The sequence below is a fragment of the Microbulbifer maximicatervae (SeqCode) genome, from assembly GCF_052467955.1.
In genome coordinates this window covers 5,108,146-5,134,455 of sequence record NZ_CP174329.1, presented here as the reverse complement: position 1 = coordinate 5,134,455, position 26,310 = coordinate 5,108,146, and the positions used below count along the sequence as shown (strand labels likewise).

Below are 26,310 nucleotides of genomic sequence, written 5' to 3'. Positions count from 1 at the left end.
CATGGAGAAAGCAATAATGGATGCGACATGCACCGAAGCTGAGGCGGATCTGATCTGGGAGAAGATTCGTATAGAGGTGGCGCAGCAGGTAGAGCGGGAGCCGATCCTGGCCAGCTTTCTACACGCGACCATCCTGAACCACAATTCCCTGGAGGCGGCGCTCAGCTTTCACCTGGCCAACAAGCTGGACAATGCGGTGGCACCGGCGCTGTTAATTCGCGAGGTTATCGATGAGGCGCTACAAGCTGACCCTTCCATAGGGCATGCGGCGCGAGCGGATTTGAACGCAATTTACCTGCGGGATTCCGCCTGCCACTCCCTGCACGAGCCCTTCCTGTACTTTAAGGGCTTTCACGCCTTGCAGGTTCACCGTGTGGCCCACTGGCTGTGGCAGCAGCAGCGCCGCTCCCTGGCTATGTTCTTACAGCACCGTGTCTCTGTCGTATTCAGTGTGGATATCCACCCGGCTGCGCGTATGGGTGACGGTATATTGCTGGACCACGCGACCGGTATCGTTATAGGCGAGACCGCTGTGGTGGAAAACAATGTTTCCATCATGCAGTCCGTTACACTGGGCGGCACTGGCAAAGAGAGCGGGGACCGCCACCCGAAAATCCGCCACGGGGTTTTAATCGGTGCGGGCAGCAAGGTGCTGGGCAATATTGAAATTGGCGAGTGCGCCCAAATTGCTTCCGGAAGTGTGGTTCTTAAAACGGTACCGGCAAAGGTGTTAGTGGCCGGAGTGCCGGCAAAAGTTGTCGGGGCAGCCACCTGTGCTGAACCGGCATTATCCATGGATCAGTGTGCCCTGTCGCAAGTACAGAAATAAGGCTTGTCGCCCCGTAGCGAACACCGGCTGCGGGGCTGGGATCACTGGGGAAATGATGCAACGGCACTGTTCTTGGCACTATCCTTTGACCCATGAAATATAGTCTCAGCGCGAAAAATCTTACCTGCCGAAATTTGGAGGCTTATGCGGACTACCGCGCGAGCCTGGTAACTCCGGATTGCACCAAGGAAATTACAGGTATTGTCCGCAGTGATAGCGGCCTGCCTTCCATTGGGCTCAATCAGGTGATTTCCAATATGGTAATGCCGCCGCGCATTATTCAGCGTTTTGCGCTGGATTATTTTGCCGAGCGGCACAGCCCCTTCACCCTTTGGCACAGTGCCACCAAACCCCTGGACAATGACGCTTTGGATGAGCTTGGGCTAAAGCGGCGCCAGTCCCTGGTAGCTATGGCCGCCGAGATACCCCGACTCAGCGCTGCCGAGGTTCCGGTAGTGGAACAGCTGACTATTAGTGCGGTGAAAAAGGAGGCCTTGCCTGATTACGGCGCGGTGCAGGCAGCGGCGGCAGGGGAGCTGGAGGGGGCACAGTTGGCGCACTTCTATCAGGGCCTGCAGGAAATCCCCGAGCAGCGACGCGGGCGACTGAAATTATTTCTCGCTAAGCTGGATGGTGTACCGGTGGCCGCCGGTTGCCTGTTTGCGGCAGCGGATGCACTGGGGCTCTATGACCTGGTGACACTTCCGGATTACCGGGGTCGCGGGATTGGTCGGGCCCTGTTCAAGCATCTGCTAACCGCTGCCCAGGGTAGCCACCATAAAAATCTTGTAGCTTTAGTGCCGGCGGATCGTCAGCAGCTACTGCTCGATAGTGGCTTTTTTGCAGTTGGCGAGGTTGCCCGCTATCAATACACTCCGGCGCCGGCGGCCGCTAAGCCAGACTGAAAGGGAAGGCGATAACTTCATCAATCGATTGGTAACCGGCTTTTAACATCAGCAGTCGGTCGACTCCCAGCGCGACCCCGGCGCACTCGGGCATGCCTTGATCCAGGGCCGCAACCAGACGTTCTTCAAAGGGGTGTACAGGGCGCTGGTTAGCACGGCGGTATTCCAGATCCTTTTCAAAGCGGCGCTGCTGTTCCGCGCTGTCGGTTAGCTCCCAATAGCCATTGGCCAGTTCCAATCCACCCACATAGGCTTCGAAGCGCCTGGCTACGGGGGTCCCCTGTTCGTCTGCCACCACTTTTGCCAGTGCCGCTTGCTCTGCGGGGAAGTCGTAGAGCAGGGTGATGCCCTCCCTCATGGTGGGTTCCAGGCGGTGGCTCATCAGCAGGTCCAGGCACTCACTGCGTTCACGGGGTACAAAAGACAATTCCATTTCCCGCTTAACGCAGGAAATCAGCTCGGCTTCGCTGGCACTGTGGGGGTCCAGTTGCAGCTCCCTTAAAAACAATTCCCGGTAACTGAGGGACTGAACCTGGTCCGTCGCCAAAATACCGCAGAGCAGCTTGGCGACCTCCTCCATCAGTTGGTGATCGTCCCAACCGCAGCGGTACCACTCCAACATGGTGAACTCGGGGTTGTGTCGACCGCCGGATTCGCCCTGGCGAAAAGCCTTGCCCAAGTAGTAGCAATCTCCGAGTCCTGCGGCGAGTAAACGCTTTAAACCAAATTCAGGGCTGGTGGCCAGGTAGGCGTTTTCGCCCCGGCATTCGGTGGTGATGGACTCGATATGGGGGTCGCTGGTGGCGCGCTGGGATAGCACCGGAACTTCGGCTTCCACAACGTTTCTTTCAGCAAAAAATGTGCGTATTTCAGCGAGTAGTGCAGCGCGTTGGCGCAGGGCTGCAATAGTGGCGGTGGGGCGCCAGGTATCTGTGCTCATGGGGGGTAGCTCTGGAGACGAGCGGCCGTAGGCCGCTCGAGGGGAGGAGGTGCTTAGTCTTCCTTGGCACGGCCCAGGTATTCGGCAGTGCGGGTGTCTACCTTGATGGTTTCACCGATTTCCAGGAACAGAGGAACCTTCACAACGGCGCCGGTAGCCAAAGTGGCCGGCTTGGTGCCGCCCTGGGCGGTGTCTCCGCGCAGGCCCGGATCGGTATCGGTAATTTCCAGGATAACGTGGTTGGGCGGAGTAACTGCCAGCGGTGAGCCGTTGTACAGGGTTACAGTGCAGATATCCTGCTCTTTGAGCCATTTTGAAGCATCGCCCACAGCATCGCTGCTGGCTTGGTGCTGCTCAAAAGTCTCGGGCTCCATGAAATGGTAAAACTCGCCATCGTTGTACAAGTATTCCATTTCGCGATCCATCACATCCGCCGCTTCCAGGCTTTCACCGGAGCGGAAGGTGCGCTCCCATACGCGACCGGTTTTCAGATTGCGAAGCTTCACGCGGTTGAACGCCTGGCCCTTACCAGGTTTGACGAATTCGTTTTCCACGATTGAGCAGGGGTCGCCGTCCAGCATCACCTTGAGGCCGCCCTTGAATTCGTTAGTGGAGTAACTAGCCATAGCAAATAGAGCCCTTTAAGTCATTTATCTATATGATTTTTAACGAGTTTTTTGTTTCTAGCCGATTCCGGCCAAGGCTGGGCTAACGCCCTCCGCTTCCGCCACAAATGGTAGCCGCAGGTAACTCGTCTGGCTGGGGAAAAGAGACTTCACCGCCAGCCCTGCATGATGGAGCGGGATTATACAGGAGGGTGGGAGCTTGAACGAATACCAGAGAGAAATGGAGGGGAGGCGTTCCGGTTGTTATAGCCAAGCTGCAATTATTGCGGCAGCCGGCAGTGCAATGGGCTTTAGCCCATTGCACAAAAGCACTTAACTTAATGGATCGTCCCCGCCGCCATAACCTTTTCTCTGCATGCGGCGCACAAAGTAAGCAAAAGTCGCTTGCGTGCGTTTTTCCTGGAGAATCCAGTCGTGGGCTTCGCGGCCCAGTTCGGGATCAATATCCTGGATGGTGCCGGCTGATTCAGCCAGTATTTGCAGTTTGGCAGCGCGCTCGCACTGAACCGCCATTACACAGGCTTCCTCTACAGAGCGACAGGCCATAATCAGGCCGTGGTGTCCCAGTAGGATTGCGCGCTTGTCCCCAATAGCGGCGGAAATCAGCTCGCCCTCGCTGTTACCCACGGGTACACCCGGCCAGTCTTTGAGGAAGGCAATATCCTCATACAACATGCAGGCGTCCATATGGGAAATCTTTAGCGTGCGTTCCAACATGGAAAGTGCACATACGTGCATGGGGTGGGTATGCACAATACAGTTCACATCGGGGCGTGCCCGGTAGATCCAGGAGTGAAAGCGGTTGGCCGGATTGGCCATGCCCTCTCCGGACAGTACTTCGAGGTCTTCGTTGACCTCCAATAAGTTGGATGAGGTAATTTCATCGAAGCCGAGGCCCAGGCGTTGGGTGTAATAAGTACCGGGTTTTTCCGCGCGGGCGGTAATTTGCCCAGCCAGGCCGGAGTCGTGACCATCGTTAAATAAAATTCGGCAAGTCAGCGCAAGCTTTTCTCTCAGAGACCACTCGGGGGTGCTGAGGTGCTGTTTCATTGCTTCACTGGCTCGCTCAACCAGTTCGTTTTTTGCCAGTGATAGTGTTTCAGCCATTGTTATCTCCAATTCTCACAGCAAGTCATATTAATTCTGCGATATTTAATAAATTTTCCTTTTTTATTTTCTTATCGCAGAATAATTTTTAAAAACCTAACTCAAAATGATTCGATTTCTGTCGAATTTATGTTGGTGGCATTTCCCTATGCCCGTGCTTTCTCCAACAACACCTGTGAGTGGGTTGATAAGTGCTTGCTCATTAAGCTGTAACAGCTTCAACTTTTTTATGTTTAGTGGAGTGGTAGGTGGTTTCAATAGAATCGAAGAATTGTAAGCGGGCCTCTACAAGGTGGCGCCCGGCTTCGAGCATTATGTCCAGTTGGCTGGGATCCTTGGAGCCAATATCTACCATAATATCGCGAATGGTTTCTGCATGGCCGTCATCACATTCAATATGCAGCAGGAAAAATTGCATTTCTGCATCGGTTACGCAGCAAGAACGGAATCCGGCAACAATATCTGTATATAAATCGGGTACCAGAGCTTCGGCTCCCAGGCATAGGGCACCTAATCCTGCACTGGCCCTGAGGTCCCGGCAGTTTTTGAACATGGTATCGATCAGGTGCTGAGTGCCTGGTAAAACTTCCGCGTTTTCCAGGGTCAAACCAAAATGCTCGAGGGTTTCGCGATAGATTTCTGCGTGGGGTTTGGGGCTATCTGGTTCCAGGCCCAGCTCTTCCATTAGATTTTCGGCGAGCTCCAGGACTTCGTGGTTACTCGGGAGGTTTGCCATCATTGCACAGAGATATCTAACAAAAAATCCACTGTAAATACCTTGTTGAACCAAAAATATTTTTAATTCGTCCAGCGTAATGGAGCCTTCACGGCAACGCTTCAAGAAAGGATGTGCGCGAGTTTGCTCAATCAGTAGGTCTTTATTGGCTTCAAGCAATTCAAGCTGCATTTCCATTGGGTAATTCCTTTTTGTAATTCTAAACTTACTGTTTGAACACCTTTTAGGTGTTTTATTTATTTCTTGATAGTGCCCGCCTTTGGCGGGATCGACAAAATGGTTTTTCTTTGTCGGCGTTTAAATTAACACCGAATTATCCCTATTGTGAATAAGGGAATTATGAATTTTTTGATATTTGTTGATGGTTTTTGGAGGATGTTTTTTCTAGTGATAAAAATTTTATTAATAAATAATTTTTGCTTTGCTTTATCCTTGCCGAATTTCTCAAGGAAAATGTTTTTTGCTCCCTGAATTCACTGTGGAAATGTCGACTGTGTAGATTTTCTTTGTTGCAGTGGAGTGTTTTGTGGGGTAAGGGTTTTTATTGGTAGGTAGAGTGAATACTTGCTTCGCCGATAATGAGTCTATTCCTAAATTCAGGTAAAGAAGAGTTAAGGCTCTGGTTGCTTAAAGATACAGTCCAACTATCCGATATTTTTCCACAGAAGATTGGTGAAGGTTTTTTGATTATGTTTATAGGGTTTCTGCAAAAATAAATTCAGTTTATGTAATTACCCTAGGGAATCTATTAGAGGGTTCAACTAACTCACTAGATAGGGTCTGAAACAGATGCCATTTCTCTAATGGGTTTGTACGCATTCCCATGTCTACCTGGTCACGGCACCCTTTGTGGGGCATCACTGTCAGTGGTGGCGGGAGATTGTAGTGGGGGATCTGATACAATCTCTTATTTTGTAGTGTATCTCCATGATGGCGTCATCATCGGCCCCCGGTATAGAGCTTATCGACACACAGGAATCCCGCTGCTGGCAGGATGAGTTGTCTGATCTGGTCACTGATCCGGCAGAGTTGATTCAATTACTACAGCTAGACCCGCGTAACCTCCCGAAGGCCTTGCAAGCGGCTTCTGGCTTTTCCCTGCGCGTGCCGCGCCCCTTTGTCCGGCGCATGCGTTGCGGCGATCCCGAAGACCCATTGTTGTTACAGGTTTTACCCGGTGCGGATGAGTTGGAGAAAGTGCCGGGATTTAGTTCAGACCCCCTTGAAGAGGCAGAGGCTAACCCTCTACCTGGAGTTGTTCACAAATACCACGGGCGCCTACTGCTGATCACTGCGGGCCAGTGTGCGGTTAATTGTCGTTACTGTTTCCGACGTGAATTCCCCTACGGCGACAACCACTTAACTCGCAGACAGAGCCTGGCAGCTCTAGACTACATTCGCGCGCGCACTGAGCTGCGCGAAGTGATTTTGAGCGGCGGTGATCCTTTGGTAATGAGTGACCGTCAACTGGCCTGGCTCACCGATGAGCTGGCCGAGATTCCCCATGTAGATAAGCTGCGAATTCACAGCCGCCTCCCGATAGTTGCTCCCAGCCGGGTAAACCAGAAAATGTTGGATTGGTTTACCGGTTCCCGCTTGAAGCCCGTGCTGGTGTTGCACTGCAACCACGCCAATGAAATTGATAGTGAGGTGCGAGAGTCTCTGCAAAAGTTGCGAAGCGCAGGGGTCACCCTGCTCAACCAGGCGGTGCTATTAAAAGGTGTCAATGATAGTCGCGAGGCGCTGGGTGCGTTGAGCGAATCCCTCTTTGCAGCAGGAGTACTTCCGTACTATTTGCATCAGCTGGATCGAGTAAATGGTGCCGCACATTTTGAAGTCTCTGATGCGAAAGCGCTGGAGCTAATCGAACATCTCCGCCAGCAGCTACCCGGTTATCTGGTACCAAAACTGGTGCGTGAAGTCCCCGGCGTTCCATCAAAATCCCCGATCTTTGCTGAGAGTTGTTGAAACAGTGCAAAATTACTAGCTCCATTTACCTATTTGGTAGAGGCCTTTACGAGGGGATTGTCGGGTGGGTAAATATCGCCAAATTGATCTAGGCTAATTGTGTGATATCGGTGGCAGATATAGTTGGCGGATCGCCCCATTCAGCAGCTGCTGTTTCACTTTATAGCGTTGAAATTAGGGACTCTTTAGGTTTGGATAGTTTGATTGGTGGCTTTGGCTTCGCAAATAAAAAAAGGTGGAAGCTTTTAGTGGAGAGTGTTGTGTGATTTAGGTCACAAGTACCAGTTTTATCTGCTCTTGTGCGCGATCCTCTACGCCCCCTAAAATTACCACCAGCGGTAGCTGTGTGCCGCCATTAAAAAAATAGAGCAAATAATGAGTAGCAACGACACAATACGACTTCTCCTGATTCACGATACCCCGTCGGAAGCCCAGCGCCTTGTGAGTATGCTGCACAACGCAGGCCGTCCCAACCGAGCACAGCATGTGGCCAGCGAGGCTGTGTTTAACCGCCTGCTCCAGGATAAAACCTGGGATTTAGTGATCGCGACTGAAAGCAGTACTCAGGTGCCCCCCTCAGTGGCGTTGCGCACCATCAGCAAGCTGCAAAAAGATGTCCCGGTAATTATGCTGACCGAGCGCACCGGTGCCCAACCCGTGGTGGAAGGTTTGAAGCTCGGAGCCCGCGATGTCGTAGTGGTGGATGAAGACCAGCACCTTCTCTTTGTGATACAGCGGGAGCTGGGGGCGCTCGCCAATCGCCGTCAAGCTCGCCTACACGACAGCCGCTATCACGCGACCCTTAACCGTGCCAAGGAGCTACTCGATAGCTCTAAAGATGCCATCGCTTATATTTCTGATGGCTTGATCGTCTACGCCAATGACTCCCTTGCAGAGCGCTTTGGTTACGACTCTGGCGAGGACATCGAATACCAGCCACTGATTGATATGCTGGCTGAAAGTGAACAGGAAGAGGGGCGTGAATTCCTCAAAAGCTGCGCCATCGACAACAATGAGCTGGAGGCGAAAGAGTGGAAATTTATCGCTAAGACCGCCTCTGGCGAATCTCTACCCACTCGCGCAGAAGTACTCAGCACCACCTACGACGATGAGCGCTGTCTGCAGGTGCGTATTGCCTCGCGCCGGGGGGATACGGAGCAATTGGAAGCGCAGCTCAGCGATATCAAGAACCGCGATTCGCTGACCGGGCTTTTCAACCGTCAGCACTTCCTGCAGGTACTGGATTCCAGCATCAAATCTGCAGCGGACTCCCACAATACTGGCGGTCTGATGCTGATAGAAGTGGATCGCTTTGAAGATGAAGTGTTGAAAGTTGTTGGGGTGGCCGGCGCCGACGCCCTGCAAAAAGGTATGGCGGAATTACTCAAATCCTGTCAACGCAGTGGCGATACCCTGGCCCGGTACAGTGAAGATGCTTTCTGCCTGCTCAGCCCGAATACAACTCCGGACAGCATTGAGCAACGCGCGCAGGATATATTGAAGAAGATTTCCGACACCATTTTCGATGCGGATGGCAAAACCCTGCAAATTACCGCCTCTATTGGTATTTCCCTGATGAGTGAGGCCTCCAGCGGTGCGCAACAGGTGCTGGACCAAGCGCTATCTGCTCACAAGCAGGCTCAGGGTGAAGAAAAGAAAGGTGGGAATTTTGCGCTCTACGAGCCGGATACTGAAGGTGGCGCCGATGCCGATACCTATCACCGTGCACGAGTGGTTCAGGCGCTGGAGGCCGGCAGCCTGAAGCTGCTCTATCAGCCAATTCTCAGTTTGCAGGGAACTGGTGAGCAACTGTACGAAGTATTGGTGCGTATGCTCGATGACAAGGAAGAGCTGGCGCCGCTGGCCTTCCTGCAGGAACTCGGCGATGCGGGCCTGTCGGCGAAAATGGATCGCTGGGTAATTATTACCGCGATCAAGGCCGCCGCAGCCGCCAGGGCTGAGGGCAAGAATATTTCTTTGGTGCTGCATATCACCACTGCTTCACTGGTGGACAGCAGCTTACCCGGCTGGCTGGGGGTTGCCTTCAAAGCTGCCAAGGTTGCGCCGGGAACGGTGATCTTCCAGTTGCGTCAGGAGGATATCAACAGCAACCTGCACGCGGCCCGGGACTTTACCACTCAGGTCCAGCAATTGGGTTGTCGCGTTTCGGTCTGTCATTTCGGCACCGGACTCAATCCGTTCAAGGCTCTTGAGCATGTGAAAGTGGATATCGCCAAGATCGATCCCTCCTTCGTGCGCGAGGTCCAGGATGAAGGCGAGAGCAGTGACTCCCTGGCAGGATTGGTACAGCGCTTGGGTGAGGCGGATACCAAGGTGATAGTGCCCCATATTGAGCAGGCCAGTATGCTGCCGACTTTGTGGCAGACCGGTACTGATTATATTCAGGGGTACTATGTGCAGGCGCCGGCGGAGGATATGAACTTCGATTTCAGTCTCGAATAATTTCTCTCTGTAAGCTTTTAAAAAACCGCACCGCCTTAACAGGGGTGCGGTTTTTTATTGCCTGCAAATCAGACGTTGTAGCGGCTGCGAAGGGCGGCGATGGTATTGCGCGCTAGGGCGCCGTACTGCGGTGCCGGTGCCGGTACCAACTCATCAGCTGTGCTTTCACTCCAGGCACGCTGGATATGGTTCTGCCCCGCTTCCTGCTTATAAATCCTTGCCAGGCTGGCGTTGTAATTCTGACTGGTGACTGTATCCACGTGATACCAGTGGGCCTTGGCGCGGGAGTGGGAAACATCCATTAACAGGTAACCGCGCTGGGTGATCTCCACCCACTTGAGGTGTGGTATTAACCCGTCCATAGCAATCGCTGCAATATCCGTCAGGTGGGATTTGTCCAGGAAGCTGGAGGTTACTCCGGGAGTGACAAACTCACCGCCGAGGGCACCGCGTCCGGTCAGGCGCCCGTATTTCAAGATGCTGAAAGGATTGCTGGCCAGGTCCCAGGCCCAGGAGCTGTGGATATCTCCAGTGAGGACGACAAAATTGTCGATATTATTGTCGGCAATGTGGTCGAACAGACGCTCGCGGGATGCGGTGTAACCATCCCACTGGTCCATATTCACAGACAAATCCCGAGCCAGGGTGAGTTGCGCCATCATTACCTGTTGCCCCAATACCCGCCAGCGCACGCCATCCGACTGGGACTGGGTCAGGCTGTTGTGCAGCCATTGTTCCTGCTGGGTACCAAGGATGCTGCGCTCCGGGTCGTCGGCGGTCTGCTGATCGAACCAGTTGGCCTGCTCGGAGCGCGCGGCGATGCGGGTATCCAGCATCATCAGGTCCATCAGGTTGCCGAAACGGAAGCTGCGGTAGATGGCCCTGTCACCAAATAGATCAAAGATGCCGTTATCGCGGATGGGCATCCACTCGAAGTAGGCCTGGTTGGCTACCGAGCGGCGTACAAACCAGTCGCCCTCGCCATCTTGGACATTGTGGTTCTCAGCACCGCCAGCCCATGCGTTGTTAGTGGTTTCATGGTCGTCCCAGACACAGATAAATGGGTGTTGGCGGTGTACCTCCTGTAAATCCGGGTCGGAGCGGTACTGGGCGTAGCGCAGGCGGTAATCCTGGATATCCACCATTTCCTTGGCGGGGATTGGCTCTCGCCCCAGGCCCGTGCCGGTACCGTAGCCACCGGGTCCGTACTCGTAAATGTAATCTCCCAGGTGCAGTACCACATCCAGGTCTGCACGCAGGGCAATTTCCCGGTAAACATTGAAATAACCCATGGGATAGTTGGAGCAGCTGGTCACCGCGAAGCGCAGCTTATCCACATGGCCGATGGGCAGTGTGCGAGTGCGGCCTATGGGCGAGTCGATACCGTTAGAGTAGAAGCGGTAGTAGTAACTGGTGCCGGGTTGCAGACCGCTGGCATCCACTTTGATGGTGTAGTCCACATTAGGCCCGGTAATACCGCTGCCGCTATTGACCACCATGGCCATTTCCGGGTCCAGAGCGACCTGCCAGGTGTAGGGCACCATGGACTGGAATTCTGGATCGGCGGACGGAGTGATACGGGTCCAGAGAATTACGCGATCTGCCAGGGGGTCACCGCTGGCTACGCCGTGCTGGAAGGGCTCTTGGCCGGAACCGTAGGCTTTCAGTAGGGGCAGGGCCGCCAGGCTTGCGCCGGAAAATTGTAGAAACCGCCTCCGGGACAGAGACATGGGGTTCTCCTTATAGTGCTTGTTATAAAAGAGCCGCAGTCTGAATCTGGAAAGTGAACGATGTATTAATTCCCGGTCAGTATTTTTCTTCCCTCGCTGCTATTAGTCATGAAATTCGTCCTAAGGCGACGAAACTGAGACATTAATCTGGTTTATTGGCAAAACGCGGCATGACCGTCGGTACCCGTGGCTCGAGCGGGTGATCAGTGAGCCCCCTTACGGCGGGTGCAGAGTCCCCTGTCGTTTCTCATCTGCGCTCTGTCAGGTATCCTGTGGCGCAAATTGAAAAGCTGAACTCAGGGAGTAGACCCATGTTGCCCCGTTTACTGTGTACCAGTCTGATCGTTGGCGGCCTTGCCGTTGCCGGTGGCTGTTCCAAGTCGGAGCCTTCCAAGGCCGAAGTAGACAGTGCGAGCGCGCCGATGAAGGCGTCCGCTGTGATCGAGAAGAAGCCGGGTGTTGAAAAAGCGCCCCAGTCCGGAGTGGATTACCACTCTTTTGCCAACAGCAATGATTACCAGGTGCAACACCTGGATCTGGACCTGACTGTCGACTTCTCCCGCAAGGTTCTTGAAGGTGAAGCCAAGTTGGACTTCAAGCGTCTCAACGACAAGAACCTGCCGATGGTACTGGATACCCGCGAACTGGAAGTGGTTTCTGTATCCGCTAATGGCGCGCCAGTAAAATTCTCCATGGGCGAGAAAGACAGTCACCTGGGCATTCCGCTGAATATTGAGCTGCCGGAAGATGCCGACAGCATTACTATCCGCTACCGTACAGCGCCGGGCGCCTCCGGCGTTCAGTGGCTGGAGCCTCAGCAGACTGCGGGTAAAAAGCATCCGTTCCTGTTTACCCAGGCCCAGGCGATTCACGCGCGCAGCTTTATTCCGCTGCAGGACTCCCCGAAAGTTCGTATCACTTACAATGCCACTGTACGCACCCCGAAAGAGTTGCGCGCAGTCATGAGTGCGAACAATGACCCGCAGGCGGCCAAAGATGGCGTCTACGAGTTTGAAATGCCCCAGCGCATTCCCTCCTACCTGATTGCCCTGGCGGTTGGCGACCTGCAGTTCAAGCCCATGGGTGAGCGCACCGGTGTCTACGCCGAGCCCTCCATGCTGGAATCTGCAGCGGCGGAGTTTGCCGATACCGAATCCATGCTGGAAGTGACCGAAAAGGCGTATGGTCCCTATCACTGGGATCGTTACGACCTGCTGATTCTGCCACCCAGCTTCCCCTTCGGTGGTATGGAAAACCCGCGCCTTAGCTTTATCACTCCGACGGTAATCGCCGGCGATAAGAGCCTGGTAGCCCTGATTGCCCACGAACTGGCCCACTCCTGGTCCGGTAACCTGGTGACCAATGCCAGCTGGCGCGACCTTTGGCTGAATGAAGGTTTCACCACCTACCTGACTAACCGCATCATGCAGTTCGTCTACGGTGATGAGCGCTACCAGATGGAAATGGCCCTGGGCTATGACGATCTGCAAGCGGATCTGGCTGATAGAGAGCCCCGCGATGAGATTATGGCGATCGACCTGCGCGGACGTGACCCCGATGAAGTTTTCTCCAATATTCCCTACGAGAAAGGCTCCCTATTCCTGTATGAGCTGGAGCAGAAAGTAGGTCGCGAAGCGTTTGACCGCTTCCTGATGGAGTACTTCAACCACTTCTCCTTCCAGAGCATCACTACCGAGGATTTCGTCAAGTATCTCGACAAGACCCTGTTGGTTGAGCACGCCGACAAGCTGGACCGCGATCGCATTCTTCAGTGGATCTTCGATCCGGGTATTCCCGAAGGTGCGCCGCATCCGAAGTCCGATGCCTTCACTAAATTGGATCCAGTGCGTCAACAGTGGTTGGACGGCAAACTGGCGGCGAAGGATATCGATACCAAAGGCTGGACTTTCCACCAGTGGAAGTACTTCCTCGATGGTATGCCGGAAAAACTGACGGAAGCTCAGTTGAAGGAATTGGACGGCGCCTTTGGCCTGACCGAATCCCGCAATAACGAGGTGGCTTTCAGCTGGCTGATGATCGCAGTGCGCAACGACTACGAGCCGGCCTTCGAGCGCCTTGAGAATTTCCTCACCAGTATCGGCCGCAACAAGTTCCTGCGCCCGCTATATCGCAATATGGTTGAGACCGGTAAAAAAGACGTGGCTGCACGCATTTTTGAGCGCGCCAAGGTGGGTTATCACCCGCTGACGGTAAAAGTAAATAGCCTGGTTATTTACGGTAAAAAAGAGAGTTAATCGCTCTCTTTTCCCAGTTGTCGCAATTCCTATAGGTCAATATGAGAGTTGCGACAACTCTACCCTTTCTTTTCCTTTCCACTTTGGCTAATGCTAAAGTTTGCTCCACAAAATATTTTTTATGGGCATTCTTTCAGTTTGTTTTTATGGCTAAGTGAACTGGTACGATAGCGTGATTAATACGCCAGATTTCTGGCATAAAAATCATTAAACGGCTGTTCAAATGGATTGCCTTTGCGTACTCTGCTGCCCAGAGATTTTACTCAGGAAGGGAGGCACCTATGTATAAACGGGCTTTACTAATAGTTGTCCTGGGGCTTTTTCTTGCCAGTTGTGGGCAGAAACCCGGGCCCAGTGCTTGCACGGATCACAACAAGCGGCCGAGTTTCCCTTTTCCTCACGCGATGCTTTAAGAGCTAAGCCGGGTTATACCCCGAGCTTGGCAATTTGTTGGTCATTGAGACCAAATAAGTAGAGGGCGGCGTCCAGGCCAAACAGATTGATGGCCTGGGGGGCCTGTAGCCTCACCTTGGGCTTGGGGTGAATGGCGATACCCATTTCCCCTAAATTCAACATGGGAATATCGTTGGCGCCGTCACCCATAGCGACCACACTTTCCAGTGCCAAATCTAAGCTTCCGGCAATTTCCTGCAGTAACTTGCGTTTGCGATCGCCATCAATAATGGGTTCCACTACTTCTCCGGTGAGGGCCCCTTCGGCAAATGTCAGTTCATTGGCATGGATATAATCCAGGGGCAGGCGCTCTCGCTGCAGGAATTTCGCGAAGTAGGTAAAGCCGCCGGAAAGCAGTGCCGTTTTGCAGCCCAGTGCGTGCAAGGCTGCCAGTAACTCATAGGCCCCTTCTTTTAACGGCAATTCCCGGGCAATTTCTGCCAAACGCTGCTCGGAAAAACCTTTTAGCAGGGCCATACGCCGCTTAAAGCTCTCGCAGAAATCTATGTCCCCTGCCATGGCAGATTGGGTGATGGCGGCAACCTGATCACCGATACCAGTAATTTTTGCCAGCTCGTCAATGACTTCAGCATCAATCAGGGTTGAATCCATATCAAAGCCCGCCAGCTTTGGCACTCTCTGGGTAACAGAAGCCTGGATTGTTAGGTCTACTCCCAACTCATCGGCCACTCCAAGGCAGGCCAGGCGCGCGCTGTCAAAATCGAGGTCGCCATCAATTTGGAAGCGGATAACGGTGCGATCGCGTCTTTGTGCCAAAGTATCAGCGGCGAATAGGCTCCACTGTTGTTCATCAAAAAATCGCAGAAGGTATTGGAGTTGGGATAGGGAGGCAGAGGGGCTCAGCAGGGTGATACACCAAATGGCTTCAAGTGCACTCGGTTCTTCGGGGGGCGGGGTAAAGTCCGTAGCCTCACCGGGAAAAGGGGCTACACCGGAATACTCCAGGCCGAGCTTGGCGACTTGATCTCGATAGCTCAGGTAGCGCAGGGTGCCACTTCCTGGAGCCTGGGAAATCTGTTTCAGGGAGAGGTGGAATTCCTGTGAATTTATTTGATCACCCATAAGCTCTGTCCCGATTGAATTAAATGTCCGGCGCATTATAGCTCTTATGAGATTCTTCGCTAAAATTGCCGGGCTTTAATTTCATTGATTGCCGGTCAGCAGGGTTTTTAATGGGCTCAGTTCGAATGGGGAGTAAAATTCCTTTTCGAATTGTGCGAGTTGAATTGAACTATTTCACCGTCTGCTTTACCAATCGCTCAGGAATTAATTGGGTATGCACAATTTTGGTGCCTACCGTTAAAATGCTCGCTGCTCCAAAACAGCTGGGGCAATAGTAAAAAAACAATACGCAAGATGTCTGCCGCCGTTTATGTCAGTTTCCATTGTATCTATTCTTCGCAAAATACCGGCTCAATTAGCACAGTTGTCCAAACGCGCCCGCCAGCGTTTATTGGCACTGGTTATCTGGCTAACACTGGCAATATTCTGTGCGGCGGCACTGGGACATTTTTATGGTCAGCAGCGCACCGGCCAGATAGAGCGGGACAGAGTTACCGCGAAGGCGGCAGCGACTATTCTCGCGGGGCAGAGCCTGGAGAGTATTGTGGCCGGGGATCGTATCAGCTTACAGCTGATCGCTCGCCAACTGCTGGAGCTTCCAATGGTTTCCGGCATTTTAATTGAGGATGTGGAATCGAATTCCCTGGCCGAAGTGGGGGACCTGAAAGAGGGGGAGACGATCACCGAGCCAGTGGTCCTGCACGATAGTATTGCCGGCAATATTACCGTAGCGTTTGAGCCCGGTAATTCCGTTACCTTCCCTTGGGCCAGCTTGTTGCTGACCCTCGTTTTTGCCCTGCCATTTAGTGCAGCTGCGGCCCTGCTTACCGGTAGCTTGTCTCGGGAGCGCAAATTGCCCGCACAAGTTACTGAGTCTGCTCAAGCTGTAGCTGAAGTTACCGAGCCCAGCGTTGGGCTTTATCTTCGCCCCCTCAACTGGGCGCAGTTGGGCAACCAGTTAAGTCGCAGCGCCCTGGAGGGTTTGCAGCGGGAGCTAGATGGACGTATGCGTTTGCTGCAGCGCATATACGGTGCCACCCCCCTGAGTTGCGCCGGGCCACAGATCGGCCTGGATTTCTCTGGAACTGATGCGGCCTTCCGCGCAGTCTGCTGTGGTTTATTGCTGCGGGAGATGCAGAGCGTTAGCCGTGCGACCGGTTTGAAACTGGCTCTGGCGGTAGTCCCATCCCAGCCACAGAGTCCGGATTTCTGTGCCGATCAGCTACTCAACCAGTCCCGTGGCTTGTTTTTGCACCCGGAACTTCTTGAGGACAGTTCCCTGGTGGGGCGAATTGAGCATCACGGTGCCGGTTGGGCATTGGAGGTGACCGGCCTAACCCCTTCCTATCAAAAACTTCTCAATAATCAGCTACAACAGCTGCTCGGCGCTGAGTCTACTCCCCACAGGACCCCCGTAGGCTAAGTGACCGGAAGTGCCTTAGGGTTCTTTTTTGGCGCGTGCTTTACGTTTACGTTAACGTAAACTCTTGTTAGGCTTGATGGCATCTTGAGGAAGTCGTTATGAAAGCAGAAGCAAGCCAAATTGAGCCCCATAGTTACAGCATTTCCGAGCTGGCGCGGGAGTTCGATATCACTACTCGCGCCATCCGCTTCTATGAGGACAAGGGCCTGCTCAATCCGGAGCGTCGCGGCCAGACTCGCGTCTATAGTCCCGAAGAGCGTGTGCGCCTAAAGCTGATCCTGCGCGGAAAGCGGCTGGGATTCTCCCTGGATGAGAGCCGCGAAATTATCGATATGTACGACCCGGCCCACGGCAATGTAGAGCAGTTGCACCGTCTATTGGAGCGCATCGCGCAAAAGCGACTGCAGTTACAACAGCAACTGCGGGATATCGAAAGCCTCATGGAAGAGCTGGATGAAGCTGAATCCAGGGCCCGTGAGTCCCTGGCGCAAAGCGATGGCAGCAGCGTTTCCTAAACAGATTTCGGCACTGTGCCAAGAGTGGCGCAGTTGCCTCATGTGGTATTGAACAGCCGCCAAGGCGGTTATTTGAATTAAAGACATTTTTAAATATCAGTGGAGCCGTTATGAACACCTCCTACCCAACCCTGAATTTCGGTCTCGGTGAAGACATCGATATGCTCCGTGACATGGTTTACAAGTTCTGCCAGGCGGAGCTGGCCCCGCGCGCGGCGCAGATCGATGAAGACAACCTGTTTCCAGCGGACATGTGGAAAAAGTTTGGCGAGCTGGGTCTGCTGGGCATGACCGTGGAAGAGGAGTTCGGCGGTTCCAATATGGGTTACCTGGCACACGCTGTGGCCATGGAAGAGATTTCCCGCGCCTCTGCTTCTGTGGGCTTGTCCTACGGTGCCCACTCCAACCTGTGCGTAAACCAGATCCGTAAAAATGGTACCCGCGAGCAGAAGCTCAAGTACCTGCCCAAGCTGTGTTCCGGTGAACATGTAGGCGCCTTGGCCATGAGTGAACCCAACTCCGGTTCCGACGTGGTAAGTCTGCAACTGCGCGCCGAGAAGCGCGGTGATCGCTTTATTTTGAACGGCAATAAAATGTGGATCACCAACGGTCCCGATGCCGATACCTACGTGATCTACGCCCGCACTGAGCCGGGCATCAGCTCCGGTGGTATCACTGCATTTATCGTTGAGCGCGGCTTTGCCGGCTTCTCCCAGGCGCAAAAGCTCGACAAGCTGGGCATGCGCGGTTCCAACACCTGTGAGCTGGTGTTCGAAGACTGTGAAGTGCCGGAAGAAAATACCCTCGGTGAATTGAACGGCGGTGTACGCGTATTGATGAGCGGTCTTGACTACGAGCGCACGATTCTCTCTGGAGGCCCTGTCGGAATTATGCAGGCCTGCCTGGATGTGGTGGTTCCCTATATTCACGAGCGCAAGCAGTTCGGCAAGGCCATCGGTGAGTTCCAGCTGATGCAGGGCAAGATCGCCGATATGTACGCTGACCTGAATGCCAGCCGCTCTTACCTGTACGCTGTGGCCCGGGCTTGTGATCGCGGTGAGGACTCGCGCAAGGACGCCGCCGCTGTAATCCTGTTTACTGCGGAGCGCGCAACACAGATGGCCCTGCAGGCTATCCAGACACTGGGCGGCAATGGCTACATCAACGAGTACGCCACTGGTCGTCTGCTGCGCGATGCCAAGCTCTACGAAATTGGCGCGGGCACTTCTGAAGTGCGCCGTATGCTGATTGGTCGCGAGCTGTTTAAAGAGACCCGCTAAGGCTGGGCATTTCTTCTCGCCGCCGGCGCCTGCCGGCGGCAGCTGTCTCCAGCCGGGCACTGCGGCAATAAGCTGCGCCCTGTGGAGGTCTTTTCTCCGGGAAAGTGAATCGGACTTTATGAATCAGTTGCAGAGCAAAATAAACACGCGCGATACCGCCTTTGGCGAAAACCGCGAGCAGATGCAGGCGCTGGTGGCAGACCTGCGCGAGAAAGTGGAAGCCATCGCCCAGGGCGGCGGCGAGCGCGCAAGGGAAAAACACCTGGCGCGAGGAAAATTATTGCCACGGGACCGTATCGATGCGCTGCTCGATCCGGGTAGCCCTTTTATGGAATTTTCCCAGCTGGCCGCTCACGAGGTTTACGGTGAGGATGTTCCGGCTGCGGGTATTATTACCGGCATCGGCACCGTCTCCGGTCAGCCCTGTGTGATAGTAGCTAACGATGCCACTGTAAAAGGTGGAACCTATTATCCCCTCACAGTAAAAAAACACCTGCGCGCGCAGACCATCGCCGAGCAGAACAATCTGCCGTGCATTTACCTGGTGGATTCCGGTGGTGCTAATTTGCCGCGCCAGGACGACGTTTTCCCAGACCGTGAGCACTTCGGTCGCATCTTCTTTAACCAAGCCAATCTCTCTGCACAGAATATTCCGCAGATTGCGGTGGTTATGGGTAGCTGCACCGCCGGTGGAGCCTATGTGCCGGCTATGGCAGACGAATCCATTATGGTGAAAGAGCAGGCCACCATCTTCCTGGCGGGCCCGCCCCTGGTGAAAGCGGCCACCGGTGAAGAAGTTTCCGCTGAGGAACTTGGCGGTGCCGAGGTGCACTGTCGCACTTCCGGGGTTTCCGATCACTACGCCAATAATGATGTACACGCCCTGCAGTTAGCGCGCCGCTCTGTAGCTCGCCTGAACCGTATCAAAAATCCTGGCCTGGATATCCAAAAGCCTGTGGAGCCGATTTATCCACCGGAAGACATTTACGGCGTGGTGCCCAAAGATTCGCGCCAGCCGTTTGACGTGCGCGAGATTATCGCGCGGGTTGTGGACGGATCTGAGTTCGATGAATTTAAAGCGTTGTACGGCACCACCCTGGTAACCGGTTTTGCCCGTATCCAGGGCTATCCGGTGGGAATTGTTGCCAATAACGGCATTCTGTTTGCGGAGAGTGCGCAGAAGGGCGCGCACTTTATTGAGTTGTGTGCACAGCGCAAGATTCCATTGGTTTTCCTGCAAAATATCACTGGTTTCATGGTGGGCAAACAGTACGAGGCGGGCGGTATCGCCAAACACGGCGCCAAGATGGTGACCGCTGTCGCTACCGCCAAGGTGCCCAAAATTACCATCCTTATCGGCGGCTCTTTCGGCGCCGGTAACTACGGTATGTGTGGCCGCGCCTACGATCCCAACTTCCTGTTTATGTGGCCCAATGCGCGCATTTCGGTTATGGGGGGTGAACAAGCTGCTGGCGTATTGGCCCAGGTGAAGCGCGACCAGATGGCCGCCCGGGGTGAATCCTGGAGCGAAGAGGAAGAGCGCCAGTTTAAGCAGCCGATTGTGGATAACTACGAACACCAGGGGCACCCATACTACGCCTCCGCGCGCTTGTGGGATGACGGCGTTATCGATCCGGCGGATACCCGCCGCGTGCTCGGTCTGTGCCTGGCGGCGGCCAGCCACAAGGAACCGGAAGAGACCAAGTTCGGCGTGTTCCGCATGTAAGGAACCGTGGTTGCGGCGCCAGCGAAATGTTCCGGTGCCGCTTTTGATAGACGCCCCAATCGAGGAATTACAATGAGCGATAAATTGCTGTGCGAAGTGGATAGCGAGGGCGTGGCCACGGTCACCCTGAACCGGCCGGAAATCCACAACGCTTTTGATGATGAACTGATCCACGAGCTGGCCACCACCTTTGACACCCTGGCGCAAAACCCCGCTGTACGTGTGTTGGTACTAGCCTCCAATGGCAAGAGCTTTTCTGCCGGAGCCGACCTCAACTGGATGAAGCGCATGGCGACTTATTCAGAAGAGGAAAACCGCCGCGATGCAGCTGCGCTCGCTGCCATGCTGTACAAGCTCGACACTTTTCCTGCGCCCACCATTGCGCGAGTACAGGGCGCCGCTTTTGGCGGGGCCGTGGGCCTGGTGAGCTGCTGCGATATGGCCGTGGCCTCTGAGCGCGCCAGCTTCTGTTTATCCGAAGTCAAAATCGGGTTGCTGCCCGCCACCATCAGTCCCTATGTCATCAATGCTATCGGCACTCGCCATGCGCGTCGTTACTTTGTCACAGCGGAACGTTTCCCCGCTGAACGCGCGGAACAGATCGGTTTGGTATCCGAAGTCTGTGCCGAGGCTGATCTGGACCTGCATGTGCAGAAATTAGTGAATGCCATTGCCGACAATGGCCCCAAGGCCGTCGCCATGGCCAAGCAACTGGCTATGTCCATGTCCAACCGGGTTATCAACGATGAATTGCAGGGCCAGACCAGCGCGCTGATCGCTGCCGTGCGTGTGTCGCCGGAAGGACAGGAAGGGTTGAGTGCGTTTTTGGAAAAGCGTGCACCCAGTTGGATGAATGGTAGCGAAGGGTAATTTTTATGATTCGCAAACTGTTAATAGCTAATCGCGGCGAAATTGCCTGTCGCATTATCAAGACCGCGCGCCGCCTGGGGGTGGCCACTGTCGCCGTTTATTCCGATGCGGATGCCGACGCTCTGCATGTGCAGATGGCGGACGAAGCGGTGCACCTGGGTCCGGCCCCGGCCAGGGATTCGTATCTGGATATCGACAGAGTATTGGGTGCTGCCAAGCAGACTGGTGCCGATGCCATCCATCCGGGTTATGGCTTCCTGTCGGAAAACGCGGAGTTTTGCCGCGCCTGCGATAGCAACGGCATTATTTTTGTCGGCCCACCCACCGGCGCGATTGAGGCGATGGGCTCCAAGTCCGCCGCCAAGCGTATTATGGAAGAGGCCAATGTGCCCCTGGTGCCCGGTTACCATGGCACCAATCAAAATGAAGAGCTGTTGGAAGGCCATGCCAATCGCATCGGTTACCCAGTATTGCTGAAAGCTGCTGCCGGCGGCGGTGGTAAGGGCATGCGCCGTGTCGACAGTGCCGATGAATTCCACGAAGCTCTGGCCGCTGCCAAGCGTGAGGCCATGAATGCCTTTGGCGACGACATTATGTTGCTAGAGCGCTATGTGGTGAGTCCCCGCCATGTGGAAATCCAGGTGTTCTGTGATCAGCAGGGCAATGGCGTCTACCTGTTTGAACGGGATTGCTCGGTGCAGCGCCGCCACCAAAAAGTAGTGGAAGAGGCCCCCGCACCGGGCATGACTCCGGAGCTGCGCGCCCGCATGGGTGAAGCGGCCCTGCGCGCGGCCCACGCGATTGGTTACGTGGGTGCCGGGACGGTGGAGTTCCTGCTGGATGCCAGCGGTGCCTTCTACTTTATGGAAATGAATACCCGCCTGCAGGTGGAGCACCCGGTGACGGAAATGATCACCGACCAGGACCTGGTGGCCTGGCAGCTGTCAGTTGCCGCTGGCGATACCCTGCCCATGAGCCAGGATGAGCTGCAGATCAACGGCCACGCCATGGAAGTGCGCATCTATGCCGAAGACCCGGACAATGATTTCCTGCCGGCAACGGGCGTGTTGGTGCGCCACCAGCCCCCGGCGGAAGGCGAGGGTGTGCGGGTGGATACCGGTGTGCAGACCGGCGATGAAATCAGCGTGCATTACGACCCGATGATCGCCAAATTGATCTGCCACGGCCGCACCCGCAAAGAAGCCCTGGCCAAATTGGATCGCGCACTGCGTGATTATCAAATTGCCGGTGTGCGCCACAATATCGAATTCCTGCGCCGAGTGATCAATCACCAGGCATTTGCCAGTGGTTGTATTTCGACGCACTTTATCGAGGACTACGAGGCGGAAGTACTGCACCAGGAGCAGACACTGACGCCGCTGAAATGTGCTGCTATTGCCGGTTATTTGCAGCAGCGTGAAGAGCGCGATCTGCGCAATAGCGCACCTCAGCGGGATCCTTTCTCTCCTTGGCACAATGGTGATAACTGGCGCAATGCTCTGGCTGGCAGTCGCACCCAGACGGTGGACTACCGTGGCCAGCACGCTCAAATTCGCTTTGTTGCGGAGGGCGATAGCCTGCGCTGGACTTGCGATGGCTTGCCTGAGGAACAAAACAGCGGTGAGATTCGCCTGCTCCCGGGACGTGACTTGATGTTGGTGGATGGCCGCCGCATGAGTTTCTCCGCCGTGGATACCCGCGATGGCGGTGCTGTATTTATCGATGGCACCCAGGTGGAATTCAAGCTGTTGTCACCGGATATCGGTGAGAGCAATGACCAGGCCCACGGCCTCGATGCCCCCATGAACGGCACCATAATTTCGCTGCTGGTTGAGCCCGGCTCTACGGTGGAAAAAGACCAGCCGCTACTGGTAATGGAAGCCATGAAAATGGAACACACCCTGCGGGCTCCAGCCGCCGGCACCGTGCAGCAGTTCTTCTGTGCTGAAGGTGAATTAGTGGATGGCGGTAGTCTGCTGGTGGATTTTGCCGGGGAGGAGCAATAATGACTTTGCCCAAACAGGTCAAAATCGTTGAAGTGGGCCCCCGCGATGGGCTGCAAAATGAAAAGCAGCCTATCTCTGTGGAGACCCGAATCGCTCTGGTGGACAAGCTCAGCGCCAGTGGGCTGTCGGTTATTGAAGCCGGCAGTTTTGTCAGCCCCAAGTGGGTACCGCAAATGGCCGCCAGCGAGGAAGTGCTGGCGGGTATCCAGCGCAAAGACAGAGTTATCTACAGCGCGCTCACGCCAAACTTAAAAGGCTATGAGCGCGCAGTGGAAGCCAAAGCGGATGAGGTCGCCGTATTCGGCGCGGCCTCAGAAGCCTTCACCCAGAAAAATATTAATTGCAGTATTGCTGAGAGTCTTGAGCGCTTCCGTCCACTGGTGGAAAAAGCGAAGCAAGACGGTATACCCGTGCGCGGATACGTATCCTGCGTACTTGGTTGCCCCTATGAAGGCGATATTGATCCGGCCAAAGTGGCAGAAGTTAGTGCCGCTCTATTGGAAATGGGTTGCTACGAAATTTCCCTCGGCGACACCATCGGTGTCGGCACCCCGGAATCCGCCAAGCGTATGCTGGAGCAGGTAATGACCCGCGTGCCTGTGGAAAAACTTGCGGTGCATTTCCACGATACCTACGGCCAGGCACTGGCCAATATCTACGCGGCCTTACAAATGGGTGTCGCAGTAGTAGATTCCGCCGTAGCCGGCCTGGGCGGCTGCCCCTATGCCCGTGGCGCTTCCGGTAATGTTGCCAGTGAGGATGTACTTTATATGCTCAATGGCATGGGTATTGAAACCGGCGTGGATTTACAGTTGCTGGCAGAGGCTGGGAACTTTATTTCTGAACAGCTGGGGCGGGAGACTAACTCCCGTGTGGCTAAGGCTTTGGTGCCCTGCTGAGTGCGGTTTTGATTTATTCACATCAGGACTATATATGGTCCTGATGTGAATTCCTGCATTTAGTTTTGAATTACCTTAATCAATCACTTAGAAAAGAACTGCCAGTTGAAGATAGCATCTAGTACTTCTTTTCTGGCAAGAGATTAAGTAATGACAGAACACTGAGGATAACCGGCTGAAATACTGGACGCCAGTTACATAATAAGTATCAAGTTCTATCATTGATAATTAAAGTTTATCGTTTCTATACTCTTCATGAGCTTTTTGCCACTAGTGGGAAATCAATAGACTAAGATCAGAGGCCGCCCTCTATCTTCCTGGTTTAGTTTATATGCATCTGTAAATATCGACTCATTATGTTGGCTAATAATGGAGTTTATAATCTTAAACTCATCGACATTTTTAGATTTTATATAAGATGATTGAGTAAAACTATTGCCCTCCCGCGAAAAGAGATAGAGTGCACCAGCATCAAGTTTATAGTAATTGTGATTTTGATTCCCTGAAAATGCACTGCTATAGCTATCCTCGCCGGGAGCACTCACAAGCAATTTTGAACCATCGTAATTCAGGCTTACACTGCTTCCAAATTTATCATATTCATCGGGATTGGATGCTCGTAAAAGCCCAGCTTGTGAAGCCGTCTCTCCATCAAAATGGTATACATATGTTGCTCCGGCGCTTTGATACCGGCTGCTCTCTTCCTTAGAGCCAATGGCGATATACTTCCCGTTGCCACTTATAGTTAGGTATTCTCCAAAATGCTCATATTCACGGGCTCTAGTTGGTTTTAAATATGCTCTTTGCAACCATTCTATTCCGTCGTATTTAAAGATATACGCAGCTCCTGAGCTATTTTCTGAATTGTTGCTCTCATCACCGTTTACCCCACCAGATGCGCTGTCTTCTCCTATTGCACCAATCAGCAGGATGTTACCAGATGAGTCAAACTCTAAGCTTTCACCAAATTGATCCAGCGAGTCACTCTTTTTAGCCCAAATCTTAGTAGACTGCACCCAAGCTTTGCTCACTAGTTCAAAAATATAAACATTACCTGTTGCACTCTCATGCCCTTCAGAAAAAGGAGAGCCGACGGCAATTCGGGTTCCAGTATCATTGATTGAAACTGATCTACCAAAATACCTTCTTTCATTACTTGGTGGTGCTATATCGGGCTTAAGATATGCGACCTGTGACCAGATTGAATGCTCCCTCTCGAATATATATACTGCTCCTACGCTTGAACCTGAATCGTCACTGCTGTCGCCATTGATGCCTGTTGATAAGCTATTTTCACCAGGAGCTCCAACAACTAACCTAGAACCATTTGCACTAAGGTCGATGGAGTAACCAAAGTGATCATAATTACCTGGGTGAGTTGGCTTTATATATGCTTCTTGTAACCATTCTCCGTCTTTAAGAGAAAAGATATACACGGCTCCGGCTTGCGAAAAAGATTCATCACTACTATCACTGTTGATACCTGCAGCAGAACTACTCTCGGTGCATGGGCTAATTGCCAAGGTTGAGTGATCTGAGCTTATTTGCATGTCACAAAGGTAGCCATCTACAGGGTCATAATTCTCTGGATATATTTCTCCAATACCATTAGCTAATAAGTCTCTTACGTATACGGTATTACTACTTTCACAAACCTGCCCAAAACAAATTTCTAAGAAATATGAGGCGTTAACACGTGCGAAGAGAGGAACAATATGCTTGTAGTTTTGTGTTCCCTGAGTAATATCTTCGCCAACTTGAACAAACCCTGTTTGTCCATCTACATTTTCATGTAATTTATAGTGAGAGGCGCCAGGAGTATCGACCCAAGTGAAATATAATGATTTCGTTGGCTCAACAGATACATCTAAAGTTGTTCCTCGTTTAAATGTGGCTGAGACTTCACAATTTTTTATTAATTGACCTGTCTTATAAATATTGCCATCTAGTGTACCGGAGCAGCCGCTAACTTGGTCAACTACATATCCAGAGTCTGGGATTAGGTGTAGTGATATAGATCCTTTACCGATCAGAGAATCAGATTGAAACTTTCCTCCAGGCCCTGCGACGGTCGTCACCCTAAAAAACTCTTGTTTAAAAATAACAGAGATCTCACAATCGTCGGCGATAACACTTGTGGTATAAGTTGTTCCAACCAAGTTCCCACCACAGCCAGCTGCAGACTCGATTACATATCCTTCATCTAATGTAATATTGAATTGAGCATTGCGGCCTGGCCCCACTTTTACAGACTTCGGCTCAATGTCCCCTCCATCGCCAAGGCTCGTGGTTATGTTATATTCCGTAGTGGTTTGATTTGTTGTGTCGTTACTTCCAGATCCCCCGCCGCCGCTACATGCGGATAGTGCTAATGCAATGCAGAAAATTCTGCTGCTAAATATGCTCCTTGAAGGTTTCTTGCAACCTTTCATTTAACTTCCCTCATGTACAAATCAAAAATACTAAACTTTACAAAATCTGCCAGGTATGATTTTT

General features: G+C 53.3%; 19 protein-coding genes. 12 read left to right on the top strand and 7 right to left on the bottom strand.

What is annotated here, in order from left to right; all coding sequences use genetic code 11:
* The first annotated feature begins 1 nt into the window (after position 1).
* Together cysE and ACJJI5_RS22180 are read left to right on the top strand one after the other, a co-directional pair.
* A complete protein-coding gene (gene cysE, locus ACJJI5_RS22185; RefSeq protein WP_413664156.1) occupies positions 2–829 on the top strand; it encodes a serine O-acetyltransferase in 828 nt (275 codons plus the stop codon).
* A gap of 92 nt (positions 830–921) precedes the next feature.
* Entirely contained in the window at positions 922–1,734 is an 813-nt protein-coding gene (locus ACJJI5_RS22180) for a GNAT family N-acetyltransferase (protein WP_444934729.1), read from the top strand.
* Here the strand turns inward: ACJJI5_RS22180 and epmA are convergent.
* The 4 genes from epmA to ACJJI5_RS22160 form a co-directional block, all read right to left on the bottom strand.
* Positions 1,721–2,674 carry an EF-P lysine aminoacylase EpmA gene (epmA, locus tag ACJJI5_RS22175; protein WP_444895387.1) on the bottom strand — a complete coding sequence of 318 codons (954 nt, stop codon included), beginning with the start codon at positions 2,672–2,674 and terminating at the stop codon, positions 1,721–1,723. The genes ACJJI5_RS22180 and epmA overlap by 14 nt on opposite strands.
* Before the next feature lie 53 nt (positions 2,675–2,727).
* Complete coding sequence (gene efp, locus ACJJI5_RS22170; RefSeq protein ID WP_108731510.1) at positions 2,728–3,300, bottom strand: elongation factor P; 573 nt, start codon at positions 3,298–3,300, stop codon at positions 2,728–2,730.
* A gap of 312 nt (positions 3,301–3,612) precedes the next feature.
* A complete protein-coding gene (locus tag ACJJI5_RS22165) occupies positions 3,613–4,407 on the bottom strand; it encodes an aldolase (RefSeq protein WP_444895386.1) in 795 nt (264 codons plus the stop codon).
* 202 nt (positions 4,408–4,609) lie between these two features.
* The gene (locus tag ACJJI5_RS22160; RefSeq protein WP_445355203.1) at positions 4,610–5,320 is read right to left on the bottom strand and encodes an iron-containing redox enzyme family protein; all 711 of its coding nucleotides are present in this window, start codon (positions 5,318–5,320) and stop codon (positions 4,610–4,612) included.
* 750 nt (positions 5,321–6,070) lie between these two features.
* On the opposite strand from ACJJI5_RS22160, the gene epmB reads away from it, so the two are divergent.
* Together epmB and ACJJI5_RS22150 are read left to right on the top strand one after the other, a co-directional pair.
* Positions 6,071–7,111, top strand: a complete 1,041-nt coding sequence (gene epmB / locus ACJJI5_RS22155) for an EF-P beta-lysylation protein EpmB (protein ID WP_445355202.1) — start codon at positions 6,071–6,073, stop codon at positions 7,109–7,111.
* A gap of 375 nt (positions 7,112–7,486) precedes the next feature.
* Positions 7,487–9,574: a GGDEF/EAL domain-containing response regulator gene (locus ACJJI5_RS22150; RefSeq protein WP_445355201.1), complete on the top strand. Its 2,088-nt coding sequence runs from the start codon at positions 7,487–7,489 to the stop codon at positions 9,572–9,574.
* Positions 9,575–9,642: 68 nt separating this feature from the next.
* Here the strand turns inward: ACJJI5_RS22150 and ACJJI5_RS22145 are convergent, their stop codons facing one another.
* Complete coding sequence (locus tag ACJJI5_RS22145) at positions 9,643–11,304, bottom strand: alkaline phosphatase D family protein (RefSeq protein ID WP_444895382.1); 1,662 nt, start codon at positions 11,302–11,304, stop codon at positions 9,643–9,645.
* Between the two features lie 311 nt (positions 11,305–11,615).
* Between ACJJI5_RS22145 and ACJJI5_RS22140 the strand changes: the two genes are divergently transcribed.
* Positions 11,616–13,559: a M1 family metallopeptidase gene (locus ACJJI5_RS22140; RefSeq protein ID WP_445355200.1), complete on the top strand. Its 1,944-nt coding sequence runs from the start codon at positions 11,616–11,618 to the stop codon at positions 13,557–13,559.
* A gap of 426 nt (positions 13,560–13,985) precedes the next feature.
* Here ACJJI5_RS22140 and serB read toward each other — a convergent pair whose 3' ends face one another.
* Positions 13,986–15,095, bottom strand: coding sequence for a phosphoserine phosphatase SerB (serB, locus tag ACJJI5_RS22135; protein ID WP_445355199.1), 1,110 nt, complete (start codon positions 15,093–15,095; stop codon positions 13,986–13,988).
* 310 nt (positions 15,096–15,405) lie between these two features.
* Here serB and ACJJI5_RS22130 point away from each other — a divergent pair, with 310 nt between their 5' ends.
* The 7 genes from ACJJI5_RS22130 to ACJJI5_RS22100 all read left to right on the top strand — a co-directional run bounded on the left by ACJJI5_RS22130 (position 15,406) and on the right by ACJJI5_RS22100 (position 23,814).
* Complete coding sequence (locus ACJJI5_RS22130; protein ID WP_444895379.1) at positions 15,406–16,518, top strand: hypothetical protein; 1,113 nt, start codon at positions 15,406–15,408, stop codon at positions 16,516–16,518.
* Positions 16,519–16,616: 98 nt separating this feature from the next.
* Positions 16,617–17,033, top strand: a complete 417-nt coding sequence (locus ACJJI5_RS22125; protein ID WP_445355198.1) for a MerR family transcriptional regulator — start codon at positions 16,617–16,619, stop codon at positions 17,031–17,033.
* Between the two features lie 110 nt (positions 17,034–17,143).
* Positions 17,144–18,313 carry an isovaleryl-CoA dehydrogenase gene (locus tag ACJJI5_RS22120; protein ID WP_445355197.1) on the top strand — a complete coding sequence of 390 codons (1,170 nt, stop codon included), beginning with the start codon at positions 17,144–17,146 and terminating at the stop codon, positions 18,311–18,313.
* A 118-nt stretch (positions 18,314–18,431) separates the two neighbouring features.
* Positions 18,432–20,039 carry a carboxyl transferase domain-containing protein gene (locus ACJJI5_RS22115; protein WP_444918863.1) on the top strand — a complete coding sequence of 536 codons (1,608 nt, stop codon included), beginning with the start codon at positions 18,432–18,434 and terminating at the stop codon, positions 20,037–20,039.
* 72 nt (positions 20,040–20,111) lie between these two features.
* Positions 20,112–20,909 carry an enoyl-CoA hydratase/isomerase family protein gene (locus tag ACJJI5_RS22110; RefSeq protein ID WP_282934596.1) on the top strand — a complete coding sequence of 266 codons (798 nt, stop codon included), beginning with the start codon at positions 20,112–20,114 and terminating at the stop codon, positions 20,907–20,909.
* Positions 20,910–20,914: 5 nt separating this feature from the next.
* Complete coding sequence (locus tag ACJJI5_RS22105) at positions 20,915–22,915, top strand: acetyl/propionyl/methylcrotonyl-CoA carboxylase subunit alpha (protein ID WP_445355196.1); 2,001 nt, start codon at positions 20,915–20,917, stop codon at positions 22,913–22,915.
* Positions 22,915–23,814, top strand: a complete 900-nt coding sequence (locus ACJJI5_RS22100) for a hydroxymethylglutaryl-CoA lyase (RefSeq protein ID WP_445355195.1) — start codon at positions 22,915–22,917, stop codon at positions 23,812–23,814. Before ACJJI5_RS22105 ends, ACJJI5_RS22100 begins: the two co-directional genes overlap by 1 nt.
* 281 nt (positions 23,815–24,095) lie before the next feature.
* On the opposite strand, the gene ACJJI5_RS22095 is transcribed toward ACJJI5_RS22100, so the two are convergent.
* Positions 24,096–26,246, bottom strand: coding sequence for a hypothetical protein (locus tag ACJJI5_RS22095; protein ID WP_445355194.1), 2,151 nt, complete (start codon positions 26,244–26,246; stop codon positions 24,096–24,098).
* Between the last annotated feature and the right edge of the window lie 64 nt (positions 26,247–26,310).

Bases quoted from the DNA above. Each gene is read 5' to 3' on its own strand.
- epmA (WP_444895387.1), bottom strand. From the start codon at position 2,674: ATGAGCACAGATACCTGGCGCCCCACCGCCACTATTGCAGCCCTGCGC.
- efp (WP_108731510.1), bottom strand. From the start codon at position 3,300: ATGGCTAGTTACTCCACTAACGAATTCAAGGGCGGCCTCAAGGTGATG.
- ACJJI5_RS22100 (WP_445355195.1), top strand. From the start codon at position 22,915: ATGACTTTGCCCAAACAGGTCAAAATCGTTGAAGTGGGCCCCCGCGAT.
- ACJJI5_RS22110 (WP_282934596.1), top strand. From the start codon at position 20,112: ATGAGCGATAAATTGCTGTGCGAAGTGGATAGCGAGGGCGTGGCCACG.
- ACJJI5_RS22140 (WP_445355200.1), top strand. From the start codon at position 11,616: ATGTTGCCCCGTTTACTGTGTACCAGTCTGATCGTTGGCGGCCTTGCC.
- ACJJI5_RS22120 (WP_445355197.1), top strand. From the start codon at position 17,144: ATGAACACCTCCTACCCAACCCTGAATTTCGGTCTCGGTGAAGACATC.
- ACJJI5_RS22105 (WP_445355196.1), top strand. From the start codon at position 20,915: ATGATTCGCAAACTGTTAATAGCTAATCGCGGCGAAATTGCCTGTCGC.
- ACJJI5_RS22095 (WP_445355194.1), bottom strand. From the start codon at position 26,246: ATGAAAGGTTGCAAGAAACCTTCAAGGAGCATATTTAGCAGCAGAATT.
- ACJJI5_RS22130 (WP_444895379.1), top strand. From the start codon at position 15,406: ATGTCAGTTTCCATTGTATCTATTCTTCGCAAAATACCGGCTCAATTA.
- ACJJI5_RS22145 (WP_444895382.1), bottom strand. From the start codon at position 11,304: ATGTCTCTGTCCCGGAGGCGGTTTCTACAATTTTCCGGCGCAAGCCTG.
- ACJJI5_RS22160 (WP_445355203.1), bottom strand. From the start codon at position 5,320: ATGGAAATGCAGCTTGAATTGCTTGAAGCCAATAAAGACCTACTGATT.
- ACJJI5_RS22150 (WP_445355201.1), top strand. From the start codon at position 7,487: ATGAGTAGCAACGACACAATACGACTTCTCCTGATTCACGATACCCCG.
- serB (WP_445355199.1), bottom strand. From the start codon at position 15,095: ATGGGTGATCAAATAAATTCACAGGAATTCCACCTCTCCCTGAAACAG.
- epmB (WP_445355202.1), top strand. From the start codon at position 6,071: ATGATGGCGTCATCATCGGCCCCCGGTATAGAGCTTATCGACACACAG.
- ACJJI5_RS22165 (WP_444895386.1), bottom strand. From the start codon at position 4,407: ATGGCTGAAACACTATCACTGGCAAAAAACGAACTGGTTGAGCGAGCC.
- ACJJI5_RS22125 (WP_445355198.1), top strand. From the start codon at position 16,617: ATGAAAGCAGAAGCAAGCCAAATTGAGCCCCATAGTTACAGCATTTCC.
- cysE (WP_413664156.1), top strand. From the start codon at position 2: ATGGAGAAAGCAATAATGGATGCGACATGCACCGAAGCTGAGGCGGAT.
- ACJJI5_RS22115 (WP_444918863.1), top strand. From the start codon at position 18,432: ATGAATCAGTTGCAGAGCAAAATAAACACGCGCGATACCGCCTTTGGC.
- ACJJI5_RS22180 (WP_444934729.1), top strand. From the start codon at position 922: ATGAAATATAGTCTCAGCGCGAAAAATCTTACCTGCCGAAATTTGGAG.